The 16590-nt window shown below is 55.4% G+C and carries 21 protein-coding genes, 1 tRNA gene and 2 pseudogenes; 19 read left to right on the forward strand and 5 right to left on the reverse strand.

The features are described from left to right. Positions 1-79: 79 nt before the first annotated feature. The 15 genes and pseudogenes from QP400_RS04315 (at position 80) to QP400_RS04380 (ending at position 8924) form a co-directional block, all read left to right on the forward strand. Positions 80-376 (forward strand): ammonia-forming cytochrome c nitrite reductase subunit c552, encoded by a 297-nt coding sequence (locus QP400_RS04315; RefSeq protein ID WP_141740547.1) that lies wholly within the window; start codon positions 80-82, stop codon positions 374-376. Positions 377-468: 92 nt separating this feature from the next. Then, complete coding sequence (locus QP400_RS04320; RefSeq protein ID WP_004807432.1) at positions 469-1131, forward strand: tetratricopeptide repeat protein; 663 nt, start codon at positions 469-471, stop codon at positions 1129-1131. A 7-nt stretch (positions 1132-1138) separates the two neighbouring features. After that, complete coding sequence (locus QP400_RS04325) at positions 1139-1849, forward strand: cytochrome c biogenesis CcdA family protein (RefSeq protein ID WP_040315285.1); 711 nt, start codon at positions 1139-1141, stop codon at positions 1847-1849. After that, on the forward strand, positions 1846-2007 hold the full coding sequence (locus QP400_RS04330; protein ID WP_004807436.1) for a hypothetical protein: 162 nt from the start codon (positions 1846-1848) through the stop codon (positions 2005-2007). Before QP400_RS04325 ends, QP400_RS04330 begins: the two co-directional genes overlap by 4 nt. 133 nt (positions 2008-2140) lie before the next feature. Further along, positions 2141-2374: pseudogene (locus QP400_RS10465) on the forward strand (cytochrome c biogenesis ResB family protein); the annotation flags it as partial. 56 nt (positions 2375-2430) lie between these two features. After that, positions 2431-2658 carry a hypothetical protein gene (locus QP400_RS04335; protein ID WP_040315286.1) on the forward strand — a complete coding sequence of 76 codons (228 nt, stop codon included), beginning with the start codon at positions 2431-2433 and terminating at the stop codon, positions 2656-2658. Positions 2659-2679: 21 nt separating this feature from the next. Further along, positions 2680-3003 (forward strand): cytochrome c biogenesis ResB family protein, encoded by a 324-nt coding sequence (locus tag QP400_RS04340; protein WP_004807440.1) that lies wholly within the window; start codon positions 2680-2682, stop codon positions 3001-3003. Then, on the forward strand, positions 3003-3191 hold the full coding sequence (locus QP400_RS04345; protein WP_004807442.1) for a hypothetical protein: 189 nt from the start codon (positions 3003-3005) through the stop codon (positions 3189-3191). Before QP400_RS04340 ends, QP400_RS04345 begins: the two co-directional genes overlap by 1 nt. A gap of 135 nt (positions 3192-3326) precedes the next feature. After that, the gene (ccsA, locus tag QP400_RS04350) at positions 3327-3836 is read left to right on the forward strand and encodes a cytochrome c biogenesis protein CcsA (RefSeq protein ID WP_004807445.1); all 510 of its coding nucleotides are present in this window, start codon (positions 3327-3329) and stop codon (positions 3834-3836) included. A gap of 58 nt (positions 3837-3894) precedes the next feature. Continuing rightward, positions 3895-4512: a TlpA family protein disulfide reductase gene (locus QP400_RS04355; protein WP_004807446.1), complete on the forward strand. Its 618-nt coding sequence runs from the start codon at positions 3895-3897 to the stop codon at positions 4510-4512. Positions 4513-4565: 53 nt separating this feature from the next. Further along, complete coding sequence (locus QP400_RS04360) at positions 4566-5078, forward strand: hypothetical protein (protein WP_070425068.1); 513 nt, start codon at positions 4566-4568, stop codon at positions 5076-5078. Positions 5079-5240: 162 nt separating this feature from the next. Continuing rightward, a complete protein-coding gene (eno, locus tag QP400_RS04365; RefSeq protein ID WP_004807450.1) occupies positions 5241-6521 on the forward strand; it encodes a phosphopyruvate hydratase in 1281 nt (426 codons plus the stop codon). Between the two features lie 120 nt (positions 6522-6641). After that, positions 6642-7484: an FtsB family cell division protein gene (locus tag QP400_RS04370; protein ID WP_081499190.1), complete on the forward strand. Its 843-nt coding sequence runs from the start codon at positions 6642-6644 to the stop codon at positions 7482-7484. After that, positions 7481-8002, forward strand: a complete 522-nt coding sequence (locus QP400_RS04375) for a DUF501 domain-containing protein (RefSeq protein WP_004807453.1) — start codon at positions 7481-7483, stop codon at positions 8000-8002. The genes QP400_RS04370 and QP400_RS04375 overlap by 4 nt, the downstream gene beginning before the upstream one ends. Then, positions 7995-8924, forward strand: a complete 930-nt coding sequence (locus QP400_RS04380; protein ID WP_004807455.1) for a Ppx/GppA phosphatase family protein — start codon at positions 7995-7997, stop codon at positions 8922-8924. The genes QP400_RS04375 and QP400_RS04380 overlap by 8 nt, the downstream gene beginning before the upstream one ends. On the opposite strand, the gene nhaA is transcribed toward QP400_RS04380, so the two are convergent. Continuing rightward, positions 8910-10181 (reverse strand): Na+/H+ antiporter NhaA, encoded by a 1272-nt coding sequence (gene nhaA, locus QP400_RS04385; RefSeq protein WP_285462540.1) that lies wholly within the window; start codon positions 10179-10181, stop codon positions 8910-8912. The genes QP400_RS04380 and nhaA overlap by 15 nt on opposite strands. Before the next feature lie 146 nt (positions 10182-10327). On the opposite strand from nhaA, the gene QP400_RS04390 reads away from it, so the two are divergent. Further along, positions 10328-10404, forward strand: a tRNA-Leu gene (locus QP400_RS04390). A 23-nt stretch (positions 10405-10427) separates the two neighbouring features. Here the strand turns inward: QP400_RS04390 and QP400_RS04395 are convergent. Then, positions 10428-11666 carry a metal-dependent hydrolase family protein gene (locus tag QP400_RS04395; protein ID WP_004807458.1) on the reverse strand — a complete coding sequence of 413 codons (1239 nt, stop codon included), beginning with the start codon at positions 11664-11666 and terminating at the stop codon, positions 10428-10430. A gap of 234 nt (positions 11667-11900) precedes the next feature. Then, a pseudogene (locus QP400_RS04400) lies at positions 11901-12184 on the reverse strand (pyrimidine dimer DNA glycosylase/endonuclease V). A gap of 532 nt (positions 12185-12716) precedes the next feature. On the opposite strand from QP400_RS04400, the gene QP400_RS04405 reads away from it, so the two are divergent. Beyond that, on the forward strand, positions 12717-13580 hold the full coding sequence (locus tag QP400_RS04405; RefSeq protein ID WP_004807460.1) for a hypothetical protein: 864 nt from the start codon (positions 12717-12719) through the stop codon (positions 13578-13580). A gap of 135 nt (positions 13581-13715) precedes the next feature. Here QP400_RS04405 and QP400_RS04410 read toward each other — a convergent pair whose 3' ends face one another. After that, on the reverse strand, positions 13716-14225 hold the full coding sequence (locus QP400_RS04410; protein ID WP_004807461.1) for a helix-turn-helix domain-containing protein: 510 nt from the start codon (positions 14223-14225) through the stop codon (positions 13716-13718). A gap of 344 nt (positions 14226-14569) precedes the next feature. Here QP400_RS04410 and QP400_RS04415 point away from each other — a divergent pair, with 344 nt between their 5' ends. Beyond that, the gene (locus QP400_RS04415) at positions 14570-15442 is read left to right on the forward strand and encodes a Bax inhibitor-1/YccA family protein (protein WP_004807463.1); all 873 of its coding nucleotides are present in this window, start codon (positions 14570-14572) and stop codon (positions 15440-15442) included. A gap of 63 nt (positions 15443-15505) precedes the next feature. Then, entirely contained in the window at positions 15506-15913 is a 408-nt protein-coding gene (locus QP400_RS04420) for an FKBP-type peptidyl-prolyl cis-trans isomerase (RefSeq protein ID WP_004807464.1), read from the forward strand. 43 nt (positions 15914-15956) lie between these two features. Here the strand turns inward: QP400_RS04420 and msrA are convergent, their stop codons facing one another. Continuing rightward, positions 15957-16571 carry a peptide-methionine (S)-S-oxide reductase MsrA gene (gene msrA / locus QP400_RS04425; protein ID WP_004807466.1) on the reverse strand — a complete coding sequence of 205 codons (615 nt, stop codon included), beginning with the start codon at positions 16569-16571 and terminating at the stop codon, positions 15957-15959. Between the last annotated feature and the right edge of the window lie 19 nt (positions 16572-16590).

The raw sequence follows: 16590 nt of genomic DNA on the forward strand, positions 1-16590 counted from the left end.
AGCTGAAAGTGTAGGGCATAAATCCCGGTTCTACTGTGTGGTCGGGCAGACACTTGGCTCGTAACCATGTATTCGAGCAATGGATTCGTTGGTGACTTTGATTCACGGTATGGAGAAGTTGAAGGCAGAGGATCCGGAGTCGCCTCAGCTGGCCCTTGCTGGAAAGTATCAGCGCAAAGCCAGCATCTACTTGTACTACATCTATTCCGAGAACTCGCACGGTGCTCACGCTCCTTACTATGCCCAAGAAATCTTGAATAAGTCCTTGGATGCATCCGGGAAGGGGCAGCTGGCACTGAATAGGGCAAGCGAATCCCACCTAGCAGCTTCCGAGGTTGCTCAACGCCATAGCAAGGAAATAGCTAATCGTAAATGAACAGTCAGGACGACGCGTCGCGAGCATCTTTGAAACTCGATCCTGAACAAAGACAGGATTTACAGGAACTGATGGAGTAGGCCCCGCCCTCGTTGGAAGGGTGGGTACGCCAGCAGAGGAGGCAGTATCTGAACCCGGCCCCTAGGAAGGTTGAGCAAGCTCCCGAGGATTTTGCGGCCGCGGAGCTTGGCGAAGATATAGATAAGCCGGTGCTGCGGCGGAAGAACAAGCCCAAGAGCGCTACCCGCAAGGTGGGTGCTGTACCCAAGGTGCTTCTTTCCCTGATCCTTGTAGCAGGGATAGTAACGGGAGTGTACTGGATAGGCCATCCAGGCTCTTCCACGCAGACCCCGCACGCCGGCATGTCGAATGTTCATGCGCAAAGCCAAGGCAAGAGCGAAGCGCAAAAGAAGGCCGACCTGGATCGAGTACAGCAGCTAAAGGTGGGCCTACTCGACAAGCCGAATGACGCGGACGCACTGCTGGAACTCGGAGTGCTGCAGCTCGGATTGAACGACCCCGATGGGGCCCGAGAAGCATGGAAGAAGGTGTTGAAGATAGACCCGAACCGGGTCGAGGCTTTCTATAATTTGGGCTTCTATTACATGTTGCAAACTCCGCCGCAGACTATCAAGGCAGAGCAGATGTGGCAAAAGGTAATCCAGAAGGCGCCGGATTTTGACATGGCGGCTACCATCAAGATGCACAGGAAATACCTGGGGCAAAATGGTTCGCAATCTATTAAAGAAAACTAAGCCTTACATGGACGTATCAATTCCCGCCGCATTGCTAGCTGGCATGCTCGCCTTTGTATCCCCTTGTTTTTTGCCGATAGTGCCGGTGTTCGCCGCTTACATGACTGGCATGGAAGTAGAACGAGGCCGCCGCCAACGGATTAGGGCCGCCTCTCATGCAGTGGTGTTCGTAAGCTGCTTTTCAGCGGTATTCATTTTGGTGTGGGTGCTCATAGGAACCCTGGGGTATGTAGTTGCTGACTACCGCAACATTGTCCGGATTGCCGGAGGGGCAATCCTGATCTTCTTGGGGCTGCAGGTAGCGGGGCTAATTAGAATCCCGGTCCTGGAACGGACCATCCGCATGCGGGTAGACGCAGATGTTTCGCAGGCCCCCTCTTATCGCCGGTCAGCTGTATTGGGACTGGCCTTTGGAGCTGGGTGGACCCCCTGCATTGGGCCGATCCTAGGGGCAGTTATAGGGCTGGCTTCATTTTCTGGAACCCTCGCCAGGGGAATCTTACTGATGGTCATCTTCTGTATCGGACTGGGCACGCCAATCGTGCTGGTAGCCGTTGGCTCCGCCATGATCAGTCGGCAGATCGACTGGTTTAAGAATCATTACCGCCTTACCACCGGGGTAGCAGGCGGGGGCCTGGTCATTGTCGGATTCTTGATGATCATGAATCTTTTTGCACGCATAGGTGGATTATTTCCTGAGTTAGTTGGTGGATTATGACGCAGTCGGGCTCAACGGCATCCCAAGAAGAACCGGTAGAGGTGGGGCTGAAAGATTTCCTCGCCAGGATCTACCGCCTGTTCTACAACAAGTCCTTTGGGCTGGTCCCCATCATGGTGATGGCAGCGCTCACCATGATGGGAACACTGATTGAGTAGGCTCCTCCGGGAGCAATGGCGGACCCTGCCAGCAAAGAACAGTTTCTTGCCAGCGCGCGGCAAACCTATGGCGGCTGGGTCTCAGTATTCTCGGCGCTGGGCGTGTTCAATATGTTCTCCTCGCCGCTTCGAAATGACTACCTATGCCGGAGTCGAAGAGGCGCACAAGTCCGCGAAAGGCGTGTTTGTTCGGCGCCGCTATCGCGTACTCAATGATGAGGCCGCTCCGCACAGTTTTTATGCGGGCCATTTCGCATGGGGCCCCTTCGGCACCGTGATTGCCCACCTCGCATTTGTGCTCATATTGATGGCGTTAGTAGTGAGCACTTACACCTCTTTCGAGCAAAACGTGAACATTGGGGTAGGGGACAAAGCGGGCGCGTCAACGAACTGCTGCGGTATGACGGCTATCGCTTCCACCAAATGTCATTCGGAATCGCCGCGCGGATCAAAGTCACTTACCAGAGCGGAAAAGCACTCTTTGCCGGGGCAGTACCACTGCGGTGGAAATCTGCCGACGAAACCAACAGTATTGGTAAAATTACCCCGCCAAAGACAGGCAAAGAAAACTTGATCGTGGCTCCCGCCTCGGGCGCGCAATCAGAAATTCCCGCCGGCAGCGTGCAGGTGGAAGTCTATGCCAACGGGTAGGACCAACCTTCCCAAGTCTTCATGCTCGATCCCGGCAAGAGCGGTAAGGCAGAAGGGCTCACCGTACTTTTTGGTCGCGAGATGCAATACGCCGGCGTGAGCGTTCGCAAAGACCCGGGGGCCGTGCTCATCTGGATCGGGACCGCTCTAATCATGGTGGGACTAATCATGACCTTTGCCTACATACATCGGCGGATGTGGGGGCGAGTGGATGAAACCGAAGAGGGCACCAGGAATCGCGTTGCCTTCGCCGATAAAACTTCCAGCTTGTCCACTGCGCCCTTCGCGAAGATGGCTAGGGCGCTGTACAACGACCCCAACAATGACGTTAGAAAGGCAGACTGATGCTGCAAACGCTTGAATACATTCTGATTGGTGCCATTGTGGTGCTCGCACTGGCACTTATCTGCTACGTTGTGGTTGTGACTGCGCGAAAGCGGGGTGTGCCCGTAAACGAGCGTGCCAGGAAGCACGAAGCTGACCACTCTGCGGTGAAGGTGTCGACCGTGGCATTGGAATCCAAAGGACCATAGCAGAAGCGGATGGCCCTCTACGGAACCGCCCTCACCCTAACTGCCTTCGTTCTTACTACCTTGTACTTGGCAATGCGCTGATACCTGTCCGGGCACGGTCCCTTCGAAAACCAACATGAGATCGCAGTCTCGTTCGTGTGGGGAGCCCTGCTGGCTTACCTAGTCTTCGAATGGCGCTTCTCGGTACGCATGCTTACCCTGGTCGTGCTGCTTTTTTCGCTGACAATGCTGCTGTACGCCATGAGCCAGCAATCGGGTATTGAACCACTTATCCCGGCGTTGCAGAACAATCTGCTACTGCCTCTTCACGTCACCTTCGCAATTCTTGTCTACGGCGCCGCCTGCGTCTCTTTTGCTGTCGCCGTGCTGTACCTGCTTCGCCCTCTGCTAGGCGACCGCATCCGCGCCTACCCGTCGGCACGCGTGCTGGACGAACTGGGCTACAAGGCTGGCGTCATCCCACTACTAACCCTGATGATTTTGCTGGGCGCAATGTGGGCGAACGTGGCCTGGGGCAGGTACTGGAGCTGGGATCCGAAGGAAACCGCAGCCCTGGTAACTTGGTTGGCCTACGGAGCAAACCTACACGCGCGAGTCGTAGCTAAGTGGCGCGGAAAGCGCGCCGCCTGGCTGCTGGTTATATGATTCATTACGATCCTTATTGCCTACTTCGGCAACCACTTCTTTGGGGGGCTACATTCCTATGGCGTCTGAACATCCAATTGATCGGATTCGCAACTCTTCCATGGGCAACCTTGTGGTTATTGCAATAGCGGCCGTTGCCATTGTGGGGGCGGTAGTGTTCTTCGCTACCGGATTCGGCAGCGACAAGGCCCAGGAAAATAAGGCAGGCTCCAACATGGCCCAGGTGCAGGCAAAGAAAAAGCCTCTCGGTCCCGCACCCAAGCTGAACGAACAAGCTCCGAAGTTCCAAGCTAAAGATCTGGACGGCAAGGACATTTCCTTGGCTGAACTGCGTGGCAAACCCGTATGGCTGGTATTTGGTGCCAGCTGGTGTGCTGCCTGCAGGGCGGAAGCTCCCGATATAAACGAGGCCGCCAAACGCTACGGCAATAAAGTCAATTTCGTTTCCATCAATGCTGAAAGCGCAAAAGATGCCAGTGACTACGCGAAGAAGCTGGGCCTGGCCTACCCGGTGATTGCGGACGAGGATACACAGCTATCGGCCAGCTACAGGGTCTCGGGAATCCCCGCGCATTTCGTTATTGATGCGCAGGGGAAACTGGTTGCCACCCCAATCGGCGCGGTGGGGCCGGAACAGATTGCCCGAAACGTCGCCCTCGCCCAGGGAGCCCGGTGAAGGCACATTTAGATACACTGAAGTAGATTACGCGAGGAAGGTAGAAACTAGCAGTGAAGTTATCGAAGTTTTTAGCCCTGGGAGCCGGTGCCGCCCTGGCACTGTCCGCCTGCTCGGCTCACCCAGGAGCAGCCCTAACCATTGATGGCAAGCAGTACTCTGACGCGCAGATCTCGCAGACTGCGCAGCAGCTGTCAGAGCTGACCGGGCAGAAGCTGAACAATCTTTACGTAGCTCAGTTCCTGTCCATCTCGCCCGGCGTGCAAGATGTAGTCAAGCAGCAGAAGCTGCCCGCTACGGATTCGCAGATTCGCTCGCAGATCGCTAAACAGCAGCAGGCTGGCCAGCTGAAGAAGATGGATGTTTCTGACCTGTCCGTGCGGTTCTTGCAAACCATGACGGTGATGAATGGGCTGGGGCAGAAGTCGGGGCTGGTTTTTGACAGCAATGCCAAGCACGATGTCTCGCTCAGCCCCCGCTACGGGAAGATGCGCTCTGACGGCAGGCCGGGAAATGCCCTGCCGGCCAACGTGGTTACCGCGCCTAACATGGGGGCGGCTCAGTAGCGTAGACCACAATTTCGCTGGGACTTATGTCAGCGCCTTCTACCATGTTGGCGCCCTGTAAGCTCCCAGCGATCTTTTTTGTGGGATCGTTAATGCAACTTGGCTCACTTCCAGACTAGGCTAGAGGTGTATTAGCGGCCAACAGAATGATTGGAGTATCACGTGGCAAGCATCATTAACGTAAGCGCACGCGAGATCTTGGATTCGCGCGGCAATCCCACCGTCGAGGTAGACGTTCTTCTCGAGGACGGGGTTTCTGCCCGTGCAGCGGTTCCATCCGGAGCTTCTACCGGCGCTTTCGAAGCCGTGGAGCGTCGCGATGACGACGAGAAGCGCTACCAGGGCAAGGGCGTGCAGGATGCCGTCGAGGCCGTTGTAGATGTGATTGGCCCCGAGATCCGTGGCGAGGATGCTGAGGACCAGCGCCGTATTGACCAGATCATGCTGGATCTGGACGGCACTGACAACAAGGGTAAGCTGGGCGCCAACGCCATCCTGGGTGTTTCCCTAGCCGTTGCGAAGGCTGCTGCCGAATCCGCAATGTTGCCCCTGTACCGTTACATTGGTGGGCCGAACGCGCACGTTCTGCCCGTCCCCATGATGAACATCCTGAACGGTGGTTCCCACGCGGATTCCAACGTCGACATTCAGGAATTCATGATTGCTCCTATTGGGGCTTCTTCCTTCGCTGAAGCACTGCGTTGGGGCGCCGAGACTTACCACACCCTGAAGAAGGTCATCAAGGACCGCGGTCTTTCCACCGGTCTTGGTGACGAGGGCGGCTTCGCACCGAACCTGGAATCCAACGCTGCTGCGCTGGATCTAATTGTCGAGGCAATCGAGAAGGCTGGCTTCAAGCCCGGCCAGGATATTGCTCTGGCACTGGACGTTGCTTCCTCTGAGTTCTTCGAGAACGGCAAGTACAACTTCGAAGGCGAAGCACGCGACACCGAGTACATGGTCAACTACTACGATCAGCTGATCGACAAGTACCCGCTCGTGTCCATCGAGGATCCACTTTCCGAGGACGAATGGGAAGACTGGGCGAAGCTGACCAAGCATGTCGGTGACAAGGTGCAGCTGGTTGGCGATGACCTGTTCGTCACCAACCCCGAGCGTCTGGCCAGGGGCATCAAGCAGGGCGTTGCTAACGCACTGCTGGTGAAGGTAAACCAGATCGGTACTCTAACCGAGACCCTGGATGCTGTAGAGAACGCTCACCGCAGCGGCTACGCCACCATGACTTCGCACCGCAGTGGCGAGACGGAAGACACCACTATTGCTGATCTGGCAGTTGCTACCAACTCCGGTCAGATCAAGACTGGTGCACCGGCTCGTTCTGAGCGCGTTGCCAAGTACAATCAGCTGCTGCGCATCGAGTCGCAGCTGGGCGACGCAGCCGTATATGCAGGCCGCAACGCTTTCCCGCGTTTCCAGGCCTAAGGGCTAACTGAAGACTGGGCTTACCCGAAATAGGTAAGCCCAGTTTTATTTTTGTCTCAACTGGGCGGCAGGCCCGCAGTGAAGAACGAAAGTTTGTCACTTTGCTGGCATGATTGAACCATGGGAACTAGACGGCCGCCGCAACGAGCGCAAAGGCGCTCTTCAGCTGCGCCTACCCGCGAACCGCATAGCCCAACTGCTGCGGCAGCATCTTCTAAAACTGTGCGTAGCGGAAAACCACAGCCGAGGCCGCCAAAGTTCGTGCGCAGGAGCGCTGCGGCAGCGAAACCGGCAAAGAGCGGGCGCGCTGGCAGGTCGACCTCCCGGCAGGCTGAAAGCGGTAGGGGAAGCAAGGTTGCTGCTAAGCCGTCAGCAGTTAAACGCCCGGGAAAGTCGCCCTCAAGATTTCGGCGGACCTCGTCCTCGGCGGTAGAAGAAGCGAAGCAGACAGGGGCAAAAAAGGCAAGGAACGCCCACGTCCTCTCGCTAGGATTCAAGCGCGGACCGCGTCTGCGCGTGTCGGTGGTGGCCCTCCTTGGAATCATTGCACTGGTGGGGGCTTTTATTGTCCCGCCCGTGTTTAACCTGTTGGATCAGATTGGGCAGGCTCGGGCGTTGCATTCGAAACTAGAGCAGGCAAAGGATGAAAATGTAGACCTGCGGCGGCAGGTGAAAAGGTGGTCTGATCCGGCTTTTATGGCTTCGCAGGCCCGCGAACGCCTGGGTTATGTGAAGAAGGGCGAAACCCAGTACGTGGTAATGGATCCGGGCAAGAAGTACCAGCAGAAGGCACAGATCGAGTCCCATAAGGGGCCGAAGGAACCGTGGTTTATGATCATGTCTCAGACCACGAAAACTGCAGGGAAGGCCTCTAAAGCTAAGGCCGGAAAGCAAAGCAGTAAGGGAAGTCCGCAAGAGGGCGCCACGCAAGTGCCAAAGGAAAAAGAGGAACAGGACAATTGAACATTACCAAGGCAACTGAGGCAGATCTGGAAGAACTGGAACGGCAGCTAGGGCGCATTCCCCGAGGCGTGGTGGGAATTGCGGCACGTTGTGTGTGCTCGAAGCCGCTGGTGGTTGCTACCGCGCCAGTACTAGAGAACGGGGAACCGTTTCCCACTGTCTTCTACCTGTCCCACCCGGCAATTGTGAAAGCTGCTTCCAGGCTCGAGGCAGACAAGCAGATGGAAACCTACCAGGACATGCTGGCTGATCTAGACTTCGCTGCCCGCTACAAGAAGGCTTATGAAACTTACTTGCGCCAGCGCGAACAGGTGGCGCTTCAAGCTGGCGTCGAGGTGCCAGAGGCCATCGCGAAAGTGGCCGCTGGGGGACTACCTACCAGGGTCAAGTGCTTGCATGCCTTGATCGGGCATTCCTTGGCTTCCGGGCCGGGCGTGAATCCGGTGGGGGATTTGGCATTGGAGCAGATAGCCCAGAGCGGCGAGTGGGACGCTAAGAAGTGCTACTGCAATGCGTAAAGTTGCGGGAATTGATTGTGGGACCAATTCCATCCGCCTGATATTAGCCGAGGGCGAGGACGGCAAGATCTTCCGTTCTACGAAGACCATGAAGGTGATCCGGCTAGGCGAGAATCTGGATGCGACTGGCCAAATCAGTGAGGCTGCCCTGCAACGGGCCTTCGCGGCAACACAAGAATATGCGAAAAAAATAGCGGATTTCGGAGCCGAGAAAGTTCGTTTTGTGGCCACGTCGGCCTCGCGCGATGCAAAGAACGCGGAAGTTTTTGTGGGCGGCATTAAGCAGATTCTGGGCCAGAGCCCGCAGGTGATTCCGGGAAGTGTAGAGGCGAGCCTGTCCTTCCAGGGCGCCCTCAGTGGCAATGTGCCACCTTTGCCCGCGCTGATCGTCGACATTGGCGGTGGCTCCACCGAATTTATTTTGGGTGATGAACAAGAGCAGAAATGCCTCTCGACCCCTATGGGCTCGGTACGTTTTACTGAAAGGTATTTTCCGGGCGAGGACGGGATCGACCTTGCATCGCCGGCGAACGCGCGCGCTAGCGAACAGGCGCGGAAGCTGATTGCTCAGGCTGATGCCGCCGTCAGCTTGAAGAATACAAAGGCTCTGGTGGGGGTTGCCGGCACCTCGAACACGGTAATGGCTATGGCCTTGGGACTCAGCTATGACAACCAGCAGGCCTTAGACAGCGCCGTCCTTAGCTGCGAGGAGATGATCGCAGCATGCGAAAAGATGGCCACCATGACGGTCGCGGAGCGGGCCCGATTGCCCTACATGCCCAGTGGGCGCGAGGACGTAATTGGTGCGGGCGCCCTCATCTGGAAAGAAATTGTCGCGGCCGTAGCGGACGCTTCAGGCATTAGCCAGGTGCGTTGCTCCAGCCGCGACATTTTGGATGGGATCGCGCTAAGCCTTCTGTGAGCCGCGGGTCGGATTAGAAACCCGGCGCCGCAGTAACAGGGCCCCGATCAGCGCGGATATGGCAGTGCCCAGTACTACGCCCAACCGGCCGGCCTCGGTGAATTCCCCGCTGGCGGAGAATGCTAGCGACGCAATCAGTAGAGCCACGGTGAAGCCGATGCCCGCCACAAAGGCGATGGGCAGTATGTCCGCATAATCCACGCCGCCTCCCAGGCGCAGCGGCGTCAGCTTCGTAAGGGCAAGCACGGACCCGAAAATTCCGAGGCATTTGCCCAGCGGGAGCGCAATCATCACGGCGACTGCTACAGGGTGGGTAAGCATGGCTGCAGCCCCGCCCTCAGTATCCACAATGTTTACCCCCGCGGCGAAGAACGCAAAGATGGGTACGGCCACTCCAGCTGAATAAGGAGTGACCTTCTTTTCCATGCTGTGCGTGAGCGATTCTTCCTCACCTGCCCGACGTTTTGCGGGCACTACCATGCCCAGGCCAACCCCAGCGATGGTGGCGTGGATGCCGGAGCGATACATGAAATACCAGGCTAAGACTGCGAGCGGAAGCAGCAAATACCATCTGCCGAGCCGCAGCTGGGCCAAGGCCCCGAAGGCCGCGATTGCCAGCAAACACAGACCGAGGTCGACAAAGCTTAGGGCGCCCTGCGGATAGAAAATGGCAATGACTAGTATTCCCAGCAGATCGTCAACGACTGCCAAAGTCAGTAGAAAGGTGCGGGCGGCAGGCGGTAGCCCCTTCCCGAATATCGCCAGAATAGCCATGGCGAAAGCGATATCAGTAGCTGCCGGTATTGCCCACCCACTGGCAGCGGTGGGGGCTCCCTGCAGGAATACCAGCGTAGTGTAAAGCGCAGCAGGCCCAACCATCCCAAAGATGGCAGCCAGCATTGGCAGCGCGGCCTGTTTAGGCTCACGCAGTGAACCTGTTACAAATTCCTGCTTTAGTTCCAGGCCAACCACAAAGAAGAAAACAGTTAGCAGACCATCTTGGGCCCAATGCGTCACCGACATGTTTAGCCCGAGGTTAGCTGGCCCCAGATGGGCCTCACTTATCGCCTCATATAGGTGCCGAAGAGGGGAATTAGCCCAGGCCAGTGCCAATGCGGCAGCAGCCATCAAGAGTAACCCAGCTGCGGAATCATTTTGCAGTTTGTGGGCGATTGTTCGTAGTCGGGAAAGATTAGAGTTCGTCTTTTGCACGGACATCCTGTCCTTTGGTAAATCGTTGCGCTCGCGGTTTGCCATGTGCCACTTTGTAGGTGGCGCGAACATTCCTAGTTGTCTGTCCCGGTCAGTGTAACCATAAGAACGGGAAACATCCACGTTGGAACTTTGTGACAATGCGCGGATGATTTAGAGAATGCGCCCAGATAGGCTAATCTGTACTAGCTGCCCCCATAGCCCAATTGGCAGAGGCAATCGACTTAAAATCGATGTGTTGTGGGTTCGAGTCCCACTGGGGGCACCACTCGCGGCAGCGCCCAGACCTTTCTATTTTTGGGTTACTACCTCGCCCTCTTTCATGATCAGTTCCATGTTGGCAACGTTCAAGTTGCGAATGTCTTGCAGTGGATCGGCAGTAAGTACTAGCAGATCGGCACTCTTGCCGGCCTCGAGTGTGCCGGTCACATCGTCAACTCCCAGCATTTGGGCGCCATTTTTCGTGGCGCAGGTGAGGGCGAAGAGCGGATCGAATCCCACTTTCTCTACAAAGGAATAGACCTCGCCGATCAGCGTAGTGCCGTACGGGGTAAGGGAAGAGCAAAATGAGTCCGAACCAGTGGTAAGCACGATGCCCTTGTCGCGGGCCTTTCGAAGATTGTCGTAGACGCGGGCTAGTTCCCGTTCGGTACGGGTCTGCCCCGGATAGTTGTCCTGCTGCGGATTGTATTCCGGCGGGTAGGTCTTAAACCACTGCTCTAGGAACTGAATAGTGGGGCAGAAGTAGATGCCTTTTTCTGCCATTATGTCCAAAGTTTCCTCGTTCAAAGTCTGCCCATGGATGATCAGGTGTACCCCGGCTTTAGCAGCGGCTAGTGCCCCTTCGTATCCCTCGCAGTGAGCCCATACCGGCACGTGCACCATGTTGCCTTCATCCACTACGGCCTGGATTTCCTCGTCCGTGTAGTGCTGCAGCAGCTTGTCGTCGTGACGCCAGATGCCGCCCCCAGTGGCCCAGATCTTGATTGCATCGACGTCTTCACGCAACCTAGTTCGAACAGCCTTTCGGAGCGGCCACGGCCCGTCGACGCGCTGTGCCCAGGGATGGGAACAGTTGTTGTATTCCAGCGGCAGCTTGTGGGAATCGCCATGGCCGCCAGTGCGGCAAAAGCCCATGCCGGTGCACACCATGCGCGGCCCCTGCATAATGCCCGCATTGATAGCGTTGCGAATCTGCACCCCCGCACGCGATATTTCTGCAACGGTCGTTAGCCCTGATTCGAGTGCGTCGCGAGCTTGCTGAACTGCTACCACCGTCTTGTAGATGGGATCGTCTAGAACCCACTGTGTATCGTCATCAGATTCGTTGCCGGTGAAGTGGAGGTGCGAATCTACCAATCCGGGCATGACGGTCTTCCCGGAGCAATCGACCACCGGATAGCCGTCGGGGATATCTGTGGCGGGGCCGGCGTAGGTGATTTTGCCTTCGGAAATAAGAAGGGTGGCATCATCCAGTACGGATCCGGTGCCGTCAATTAGGTGGCTACCTGTCAGGGCGAGGGTACTCATGTGAGCTCTGTTCTTCCTTGGTAATAGAAGGGGGACTGCTTTGTCTTAGCTCATGCTAACGCGTATGGGCTAAGAGTGTGCCTTATTTCTTGGTTTGTTCCCAGTTAGCAACAGGGCCGGAGACTGCAGCAAATAGTGGGTGGCAGGGAGCAATCGGAGGAGTCAAGCTAAGCCTGTACATCTCTTCGGGAGCGCGGGCGGCAACCTTGGCGCGCAAGTGTTCTAACTCGAAGGTTAGCTGCCCGACGCGAGTGGGATGGTTTCTTCGGTTGGGGGAGCCAGAATGAGTGTGGTGTTGAAGGTGTAACCGCGCTTAGTTGCCTCTTCCGCTAGTCCGTTAAGAAAAGCAGCAATTGCGCTAGGTGGGGCGGAGCGGTTGCGGAATCGCTGTAATTGTGGGTGGTTTCTATATCCCTTTGTTCTTACCGCAAGCACTTTTGCGCTAATAATGCTTCTCTCCAGCAGGCTACCAGTGCCCTCCGGTCCAGTAGAGAGGGCGAGAGCGACCAGAGTCTCATAAACACCACCTTTTCTACTGCGAATAGCTTGCAATCTACCAGTGATGATGCGCGGACGCAGGAGCAGCGCTGCCTGGGAAAACAAGATGTGAGGCGCAGTAAATACCGGCGAGTAGCTAATAAATTCTTTCTATAAAAAAATCCTTGCCGTATTTAATGTGCTTAAATAGCAAAAAATTAACATTGCTCCTCTATTGCTTTTATGTGCGAGCTTTAGTTGCGTGAAACAGAAATTGCTGACTCCTAGAACTAAGACATGCTGGAGAGTTGGAGCGTGCTGGGGAGGTTGGAGGGGAAAATGTGGGTAAAACTGCGCCATATTGTGGGTTTTGGGGCAACGAAGCTGTTGAATTGTGAACGTAGATGACAATAAATGGCAAATTACGTATTTAGTAAAAATAATTTGACGAAAAATTATTGACGGTGGGCGCTAGTAAATAATTTTTCGCAGTTACTGGAGTTTGGAAAATGTGCTAAATTAAATCCAACGCGCGTGAGTTCTCAACAATATAAATCTCGAAAAGAGGATAAAATGCGGAAAACTACTAAAGTGTGCGCAACTGGTGTTCTAGCGCTGATGCTAGGCGGCATGGTGCAGCTGCCAGCTATGGCAGCAGATGCTCCGGCCACCGACGCCGCCCACAATCACACTGCGCCTGCGCCGGCTACTCACAATGCTGGTACCGGACACGAAGGTGACCACGCCAATCACGCTGCCACTCCGACCCCTGCCGAGACTAAGCCTGCCGAGAAGGCTGAGGAAAACGACTACGGCCACACTGGCAATGTAGATAAGAAGATGCGGGAAACTCGTGAGAAGCTGGAAAACTACAAGAACGCGCTTACTGATAAGGTTCCGGCTGGTTATGAGGAGTGGGCAAAGAGCAAGGATGTTCAGGATGCTCGTGCCAAGGCTAAGAAGGAATACAGCGACGCGCTAAGTCCAGAAAAGTTGTCTCGTGACGACATGAAGCTTGTTGTCGCCTACAACGAGGGTAAGGTTAAGTACCTGCCTAAGAAGCTGTGGAAGTACTCCCAGAAGGCTCAGCTGGAGAAGCCTGCTGAGGCTCCCGCAAAGCCGGCACCTGCTAAGAAGGCTGAGAAGCAGAAGTCTCCAGCAGCTCATCTGACTGCAGCTAACAAGGCGGGCGCTAAGAAGACTGCCAAGACCGACGGCAAGAAGGTCGTCGTCAAGAAGGTCGTCGTGAAGAAGACCGCCAAGACTGGTGTGGCTGATAAGGCCACCAAGAAGGGTGCTTCTGGTGCGACTGTTTCGGCCAAGAGCGATACCGCATTGGCTCACACCGGTACCACCGCTGGAGTGGTCGGGGGAGTTTCCCTTGCCCTGCTGCTAGCGGGCGGCGGCGTATGCCTCGCTACGCGTAAGCGCGCCTAGTTTTAGGCAATAAACAAGTTGGGGGGATGGCTCTTCGGAGCCTCCCCCCAATTGTTTAAGCGGCCTGTGGGGCGGACCGGCCGTGCCTATAAAAAACTGGCACCTTCTTAGAAGGTGCCAGCAAACGGTGTGAAGCTAGTCGTCCTGTCTGTTCTGCCGAACTAGATCGGAAGCCTTCTGGGGATCTTCTTCAAAAGCTCGCACTAAATTTATGGCATCCACTTTGGGGGCTGTGAGCCGATGCTCTTCTTTTAAGGATTTATTCAGATAGTCGATCACATCGGCTAAATATAGCTTACGGTATTTATTTACGACATGGTAGGGCAATTCGCCTTTTTTGCAAAGCTCTGCCACCGTGTAGCGTGATACGCCAAGTAAATCAGCAGCGTCCTGAAAAGAGATCAATTTTTCGTGAGGGCAGATTGTCACTGGTTGCCATGTAGCTAGTATTGTCGCCGCATTTATGAGGATTTCTCCAAGAGGGGAAGGGAGGTCTACCACTTCGGAGTTTACTACCAGCTCAGCTTTGCATCTGCCAGTAAAATTCTCGACAGTGCGGGCAACATGTCGATAGCTATTCTCCATTTCTTCCCGGTTGTGATTGTCGTCGGGGAAAAACGTCTTGTTCTGTGCTTGTAAACTCATGTCCCTTCTTTCGCTGCAAAAGTTGCGTCAAGTGGAGAATGTAATTCCCGGAGCCTCTCCATGTAGTGAGGAGCGCGCTATTGCTGTTGGAGCATGCTTTCCTACGATGACGTCGTTGTTCGTTTTTCTCTGCTACTAGATAATAATATTTTTTGAAGAAGTAAAACTAATTTACAAAAGAATGATTTTAGATTTATATAGCTTATAGTTATCGTAGGCGAACGCTACTTCAGGGAGCGGAGTAGATATTGCTTTGCGTGAAAACCTTGGTATCCACAGTGCATTCTTAGACTCAGGCAATACAATGGCGGTGAAACGCAACTCATACGTTAAGGAAGAAACTGATGGCAAACCCTGTAATCAACGGCGTTGAACAGGACCTGAGCAAGGGGCGCGTCGCTCAACAAGGCTACGTTCCGCCTCAGCAGGGCCAGTTCACGCAGCACTCTGGCTACGGCACACAATCGGGCCATTTTTCTCAGCAGGCTCCCTATGGCACTGGCCAGGGCCAGTACGTTGGTGCACCCGATCGCGCTATCACTTACGAGGACGTCATAAACAAGTCGGGCATCATGCTGGGGCTGCTGTTCCTGGCAGGATTGGGTACGGCCGTGGCCAGCCAGTACATCCCGCAACTAGGGGGAATGGCAGCCTCCATTGGTGCCATTGGCGCCTTAATTGTGTCCATGTTCTGCATCTTCAAGCGCACGGTTAGCCCCGGGCTCTTCGTCGCCTACTCTCTGCTAGAGGGCGCGGCCCTAGGTGGAATCTCATATTCCTTTGAGTATTCGTTCCCCGGTGTTGTAATGCAGGCCCTAGTGGGTACCGCCGCCATCTTTGGGGTCACCTTGGTCCTGTTCCGTTCGGGCTACGTGCGCGGCAGCTCCAAGATGATGAAGTTCGCCCTCATTTCGCTGATCGGCATCCTGGTGTATTCGATCGCCTCCTGGCTGCTCACAATGTTCGGGGTCATTTCGAACCCGGTGGGCCTTGACTCCGTAAGGGTCATGGGCATTCCGTTGGGCGTCCTGGTAGGGCTGTTCGCGGTGATCGTCGGCGCTATTTGCCTAATTCTGGACTTTGAGGTTGCCCGTCAGGCAGTAGAAACTGGCGCGCAGCGCTCCCTAGCCTGGAGGATTGCTTTCGGTATCGTCCTCGACACTGTGTACATATACATTCACCTGCTCCGCGTTTTAGCATCCATGCGAAATGACTAGCAGGACAGCATAAACGCTAATAGAAAACGCGCCCTCGGGCGCGTTTTCTATTACCCTAAGACCATGAGTGAACAAGAACTGCCACAGGTGCAAGGTAGCTTTGGCCAGAAGCCGAAGCTAGTCTTTTCCGGCCAGCAGGCTCCTGCCGAGCTGGAAGTTTCCGTAATCAAGGAAGGCGATGGGCAAGTCGTTGAAGAAGGCGACTACATCGCCTGTAACTATCTAGGTCAGGTTTGGGACGGCAACGTCTTCGACAATTCCTACGACCGGGGCCAGGCGCTCAGCTTCCAAGTGGGCGTCGGCCAGGTTATTGCGGGATGGGATAGTGCACTGGTGGGGCTGAAGGTCGGTACCCGCGTGCTGCTGTCCATCCCGCCGGAACTGGGATACGGCGAGCGAGGCGTACCGCAGGCAGGAATTAAGGGTGGCGACACCCTAGTCTTCGTAACTGACGTACTTGGAATTCTTTAGCCCAAACTAAAAGTGGCCCGGCGCTGCCGGGCCACTTTTACATTTACAGGACTCCCGTCGGACACGAGAAGCCGTTAGGTCCGTGCATGCAATATCCATCCGGATTCTTGAATAGGTACGCCTGATGTTCTTCCTCGGCAGGGTAGAACACCAGGTCCTCGCTGGGCTCGTGAATCTCGGTTACAATCTGGCCTTTTCCGGCTTCGGCAAGTACTTTCCCGAAGGCTTCTTTGGTAGCGACAGCTGCGCTGTACTGCCCGTCTGTAGTAGTAAAAATCGCGCTTCGGTATTGCCTACCGCGATCGTTACCCTGGCGGTTTAACGTGGTCGGGTCATGGTTTTCCCAGAAAACCTTTAGTACGCCCTCGTCAGAGATGGCGGTAGGATCGTAGATCACCTTGACTGTTTCGGCGTGGCCAGTGGTGTTAGTGCAAACCAGTTTGTAAGACGGGTTGGCAACCGTGCCTCCCTGAAAACCAACGGAGGTGTTGAGCACTCCGGGAGTATTCCAGAAGATCCTTTCGGCGCCCCAGAAACATCCCATCGCTAGATAGATCGTGCGGACGTTCTTGTCGAATGGCCCGTCTGGCGAGGTACCTAGTACAGGGTGACGTCCGGCCACAGTGGGAACTGTGTTAGCGGTAGGGAAGAAAACCATAATACCTCCAGTAATGAAA

The sequence above is a fragment of the Winkia sp. UMB3158 genome (assembly GCF_030217145.1).
GTDB classification, from domain to species: domain Bacteria; phylum Actinomycetota; class Actinomycetes; order Actinomycetales; family Actinomycetaceae; genus Winkia; species Winkia anitrata.

Excerpts from the sequence above, each read along its gene's own strand:
- QP400_RS04315 (WP_141740547.1), top strand. The coding sequence starts at position 80 with ATGGATTCGTTGGTGACTTTGATTCACGGTATGGAGAAGTTGAAGGCA.
- QP400_RS04325 (WP_040315285.1), top strand. The coding sequence starts at position 1,139 with ATGGACGTATCAATTCCCGCCGCATTGCTAGCTGGCATGCTCGCCTTT.
- QP400_RS04330 (WP_004807436.1), top strand. The coding sequence starts at position 1,846 with ATGACGCAGTCGGGCTCAACGGCATCCCAAGAAGAACCGGTAGAGGTG.
- QP400_RS04335 (WP_040315286.1), top strand. The coding sequence starts at position 2,431 with ATGTCATTCGGAATCGCCGCGCGGATCAAAGTCACTTACCAGAGCGGA.
- QP400_RS04340 (WP_004807440.1), top strand. The coding sequence starts at position 2,680 with ATGCTCGATCCCGGCAAGAGCGGTAAGGCAGAAGGGCTCACCGTACTT.
- QP400_RS04345 (WP_004807442.1), top strand. The coding sequence starts at position 3,003 with ATGCTGCAAACGCTTGAATACATTCTGATTGGTGCCATTGTGGTGCTC.
- QP400_RS04355 (WP_004807446.1), top strand. The coding sequence starts at position 3,895 with ATGGCGTCTGAACATCCAATTGATCGGATTCGCAACTCTTCCATGGGC.
- QP400_RS04370 (WP_081499190.1), top strand. The coding sequence starts at position 6,642 with ATGGGAACTAGACGGCCGCCGCAACGAGCGCAAAGGCGCTCTTCAGCT.
- QP400_RS04380 (WP_004807455.1), top strand. The coding sequence starts at position 7,995 with ATGCGTAAAGTTGCGGGAATTGATTGTGGGACCAATTCCATCCGCCTG.
- nhaA (WP_285462540.1), bottom strand. The coding sequence starts at position 10,181 with ATGGCAAACCGCGAGCGCAACGATTTACCAAAGGACAGGATGTCCGTG.
- QP400_RS04395 (WP_004807458.1), bottom strand. The coding sequence starts at position 11,666 with ATGAGTACCCTCGCCCTGACAGGTAGCCACCTAATTGACGGCACCGGA.
- QP400_RS04405 (WP_004807460.1), top strand. The coding sequence starts at position 12,717 with ATGCGGAAAACTACTAAAGTGTGCGCAACTGGTGTTCTAGCGCTGATG.
- QP400_RS04410 (WP_004807461.1), bottom strand. The coding sequence starts at position 14,225 with ATGAGTTTACAAGCACAGAACAAGACGTTTTTCCCCGACGACAATCAC.
- QP400_RS04415 (WP_004807463.1), top strand. The coding sequence starts at position 14,570 with ATGGCAAACCCTGTAATCAACGGCGTTGAACAGGACCTGAGCAAGGGG.
- QP400_RS04420 (WP_004807464.1), top strand. The coding sequence starts at position 15,506 with ATGAGTGAACAAGAACTGCCACAGGTGCAAGGTAGCTTTGGCCAGAAG.
- msrA (WP_004807466.1), bottom strand. The coding sequence starts at position 16,571 with ATGGTTTTCTTCCCTACCGCTAACACAGTTCCCACTGTGGCCGGACGT.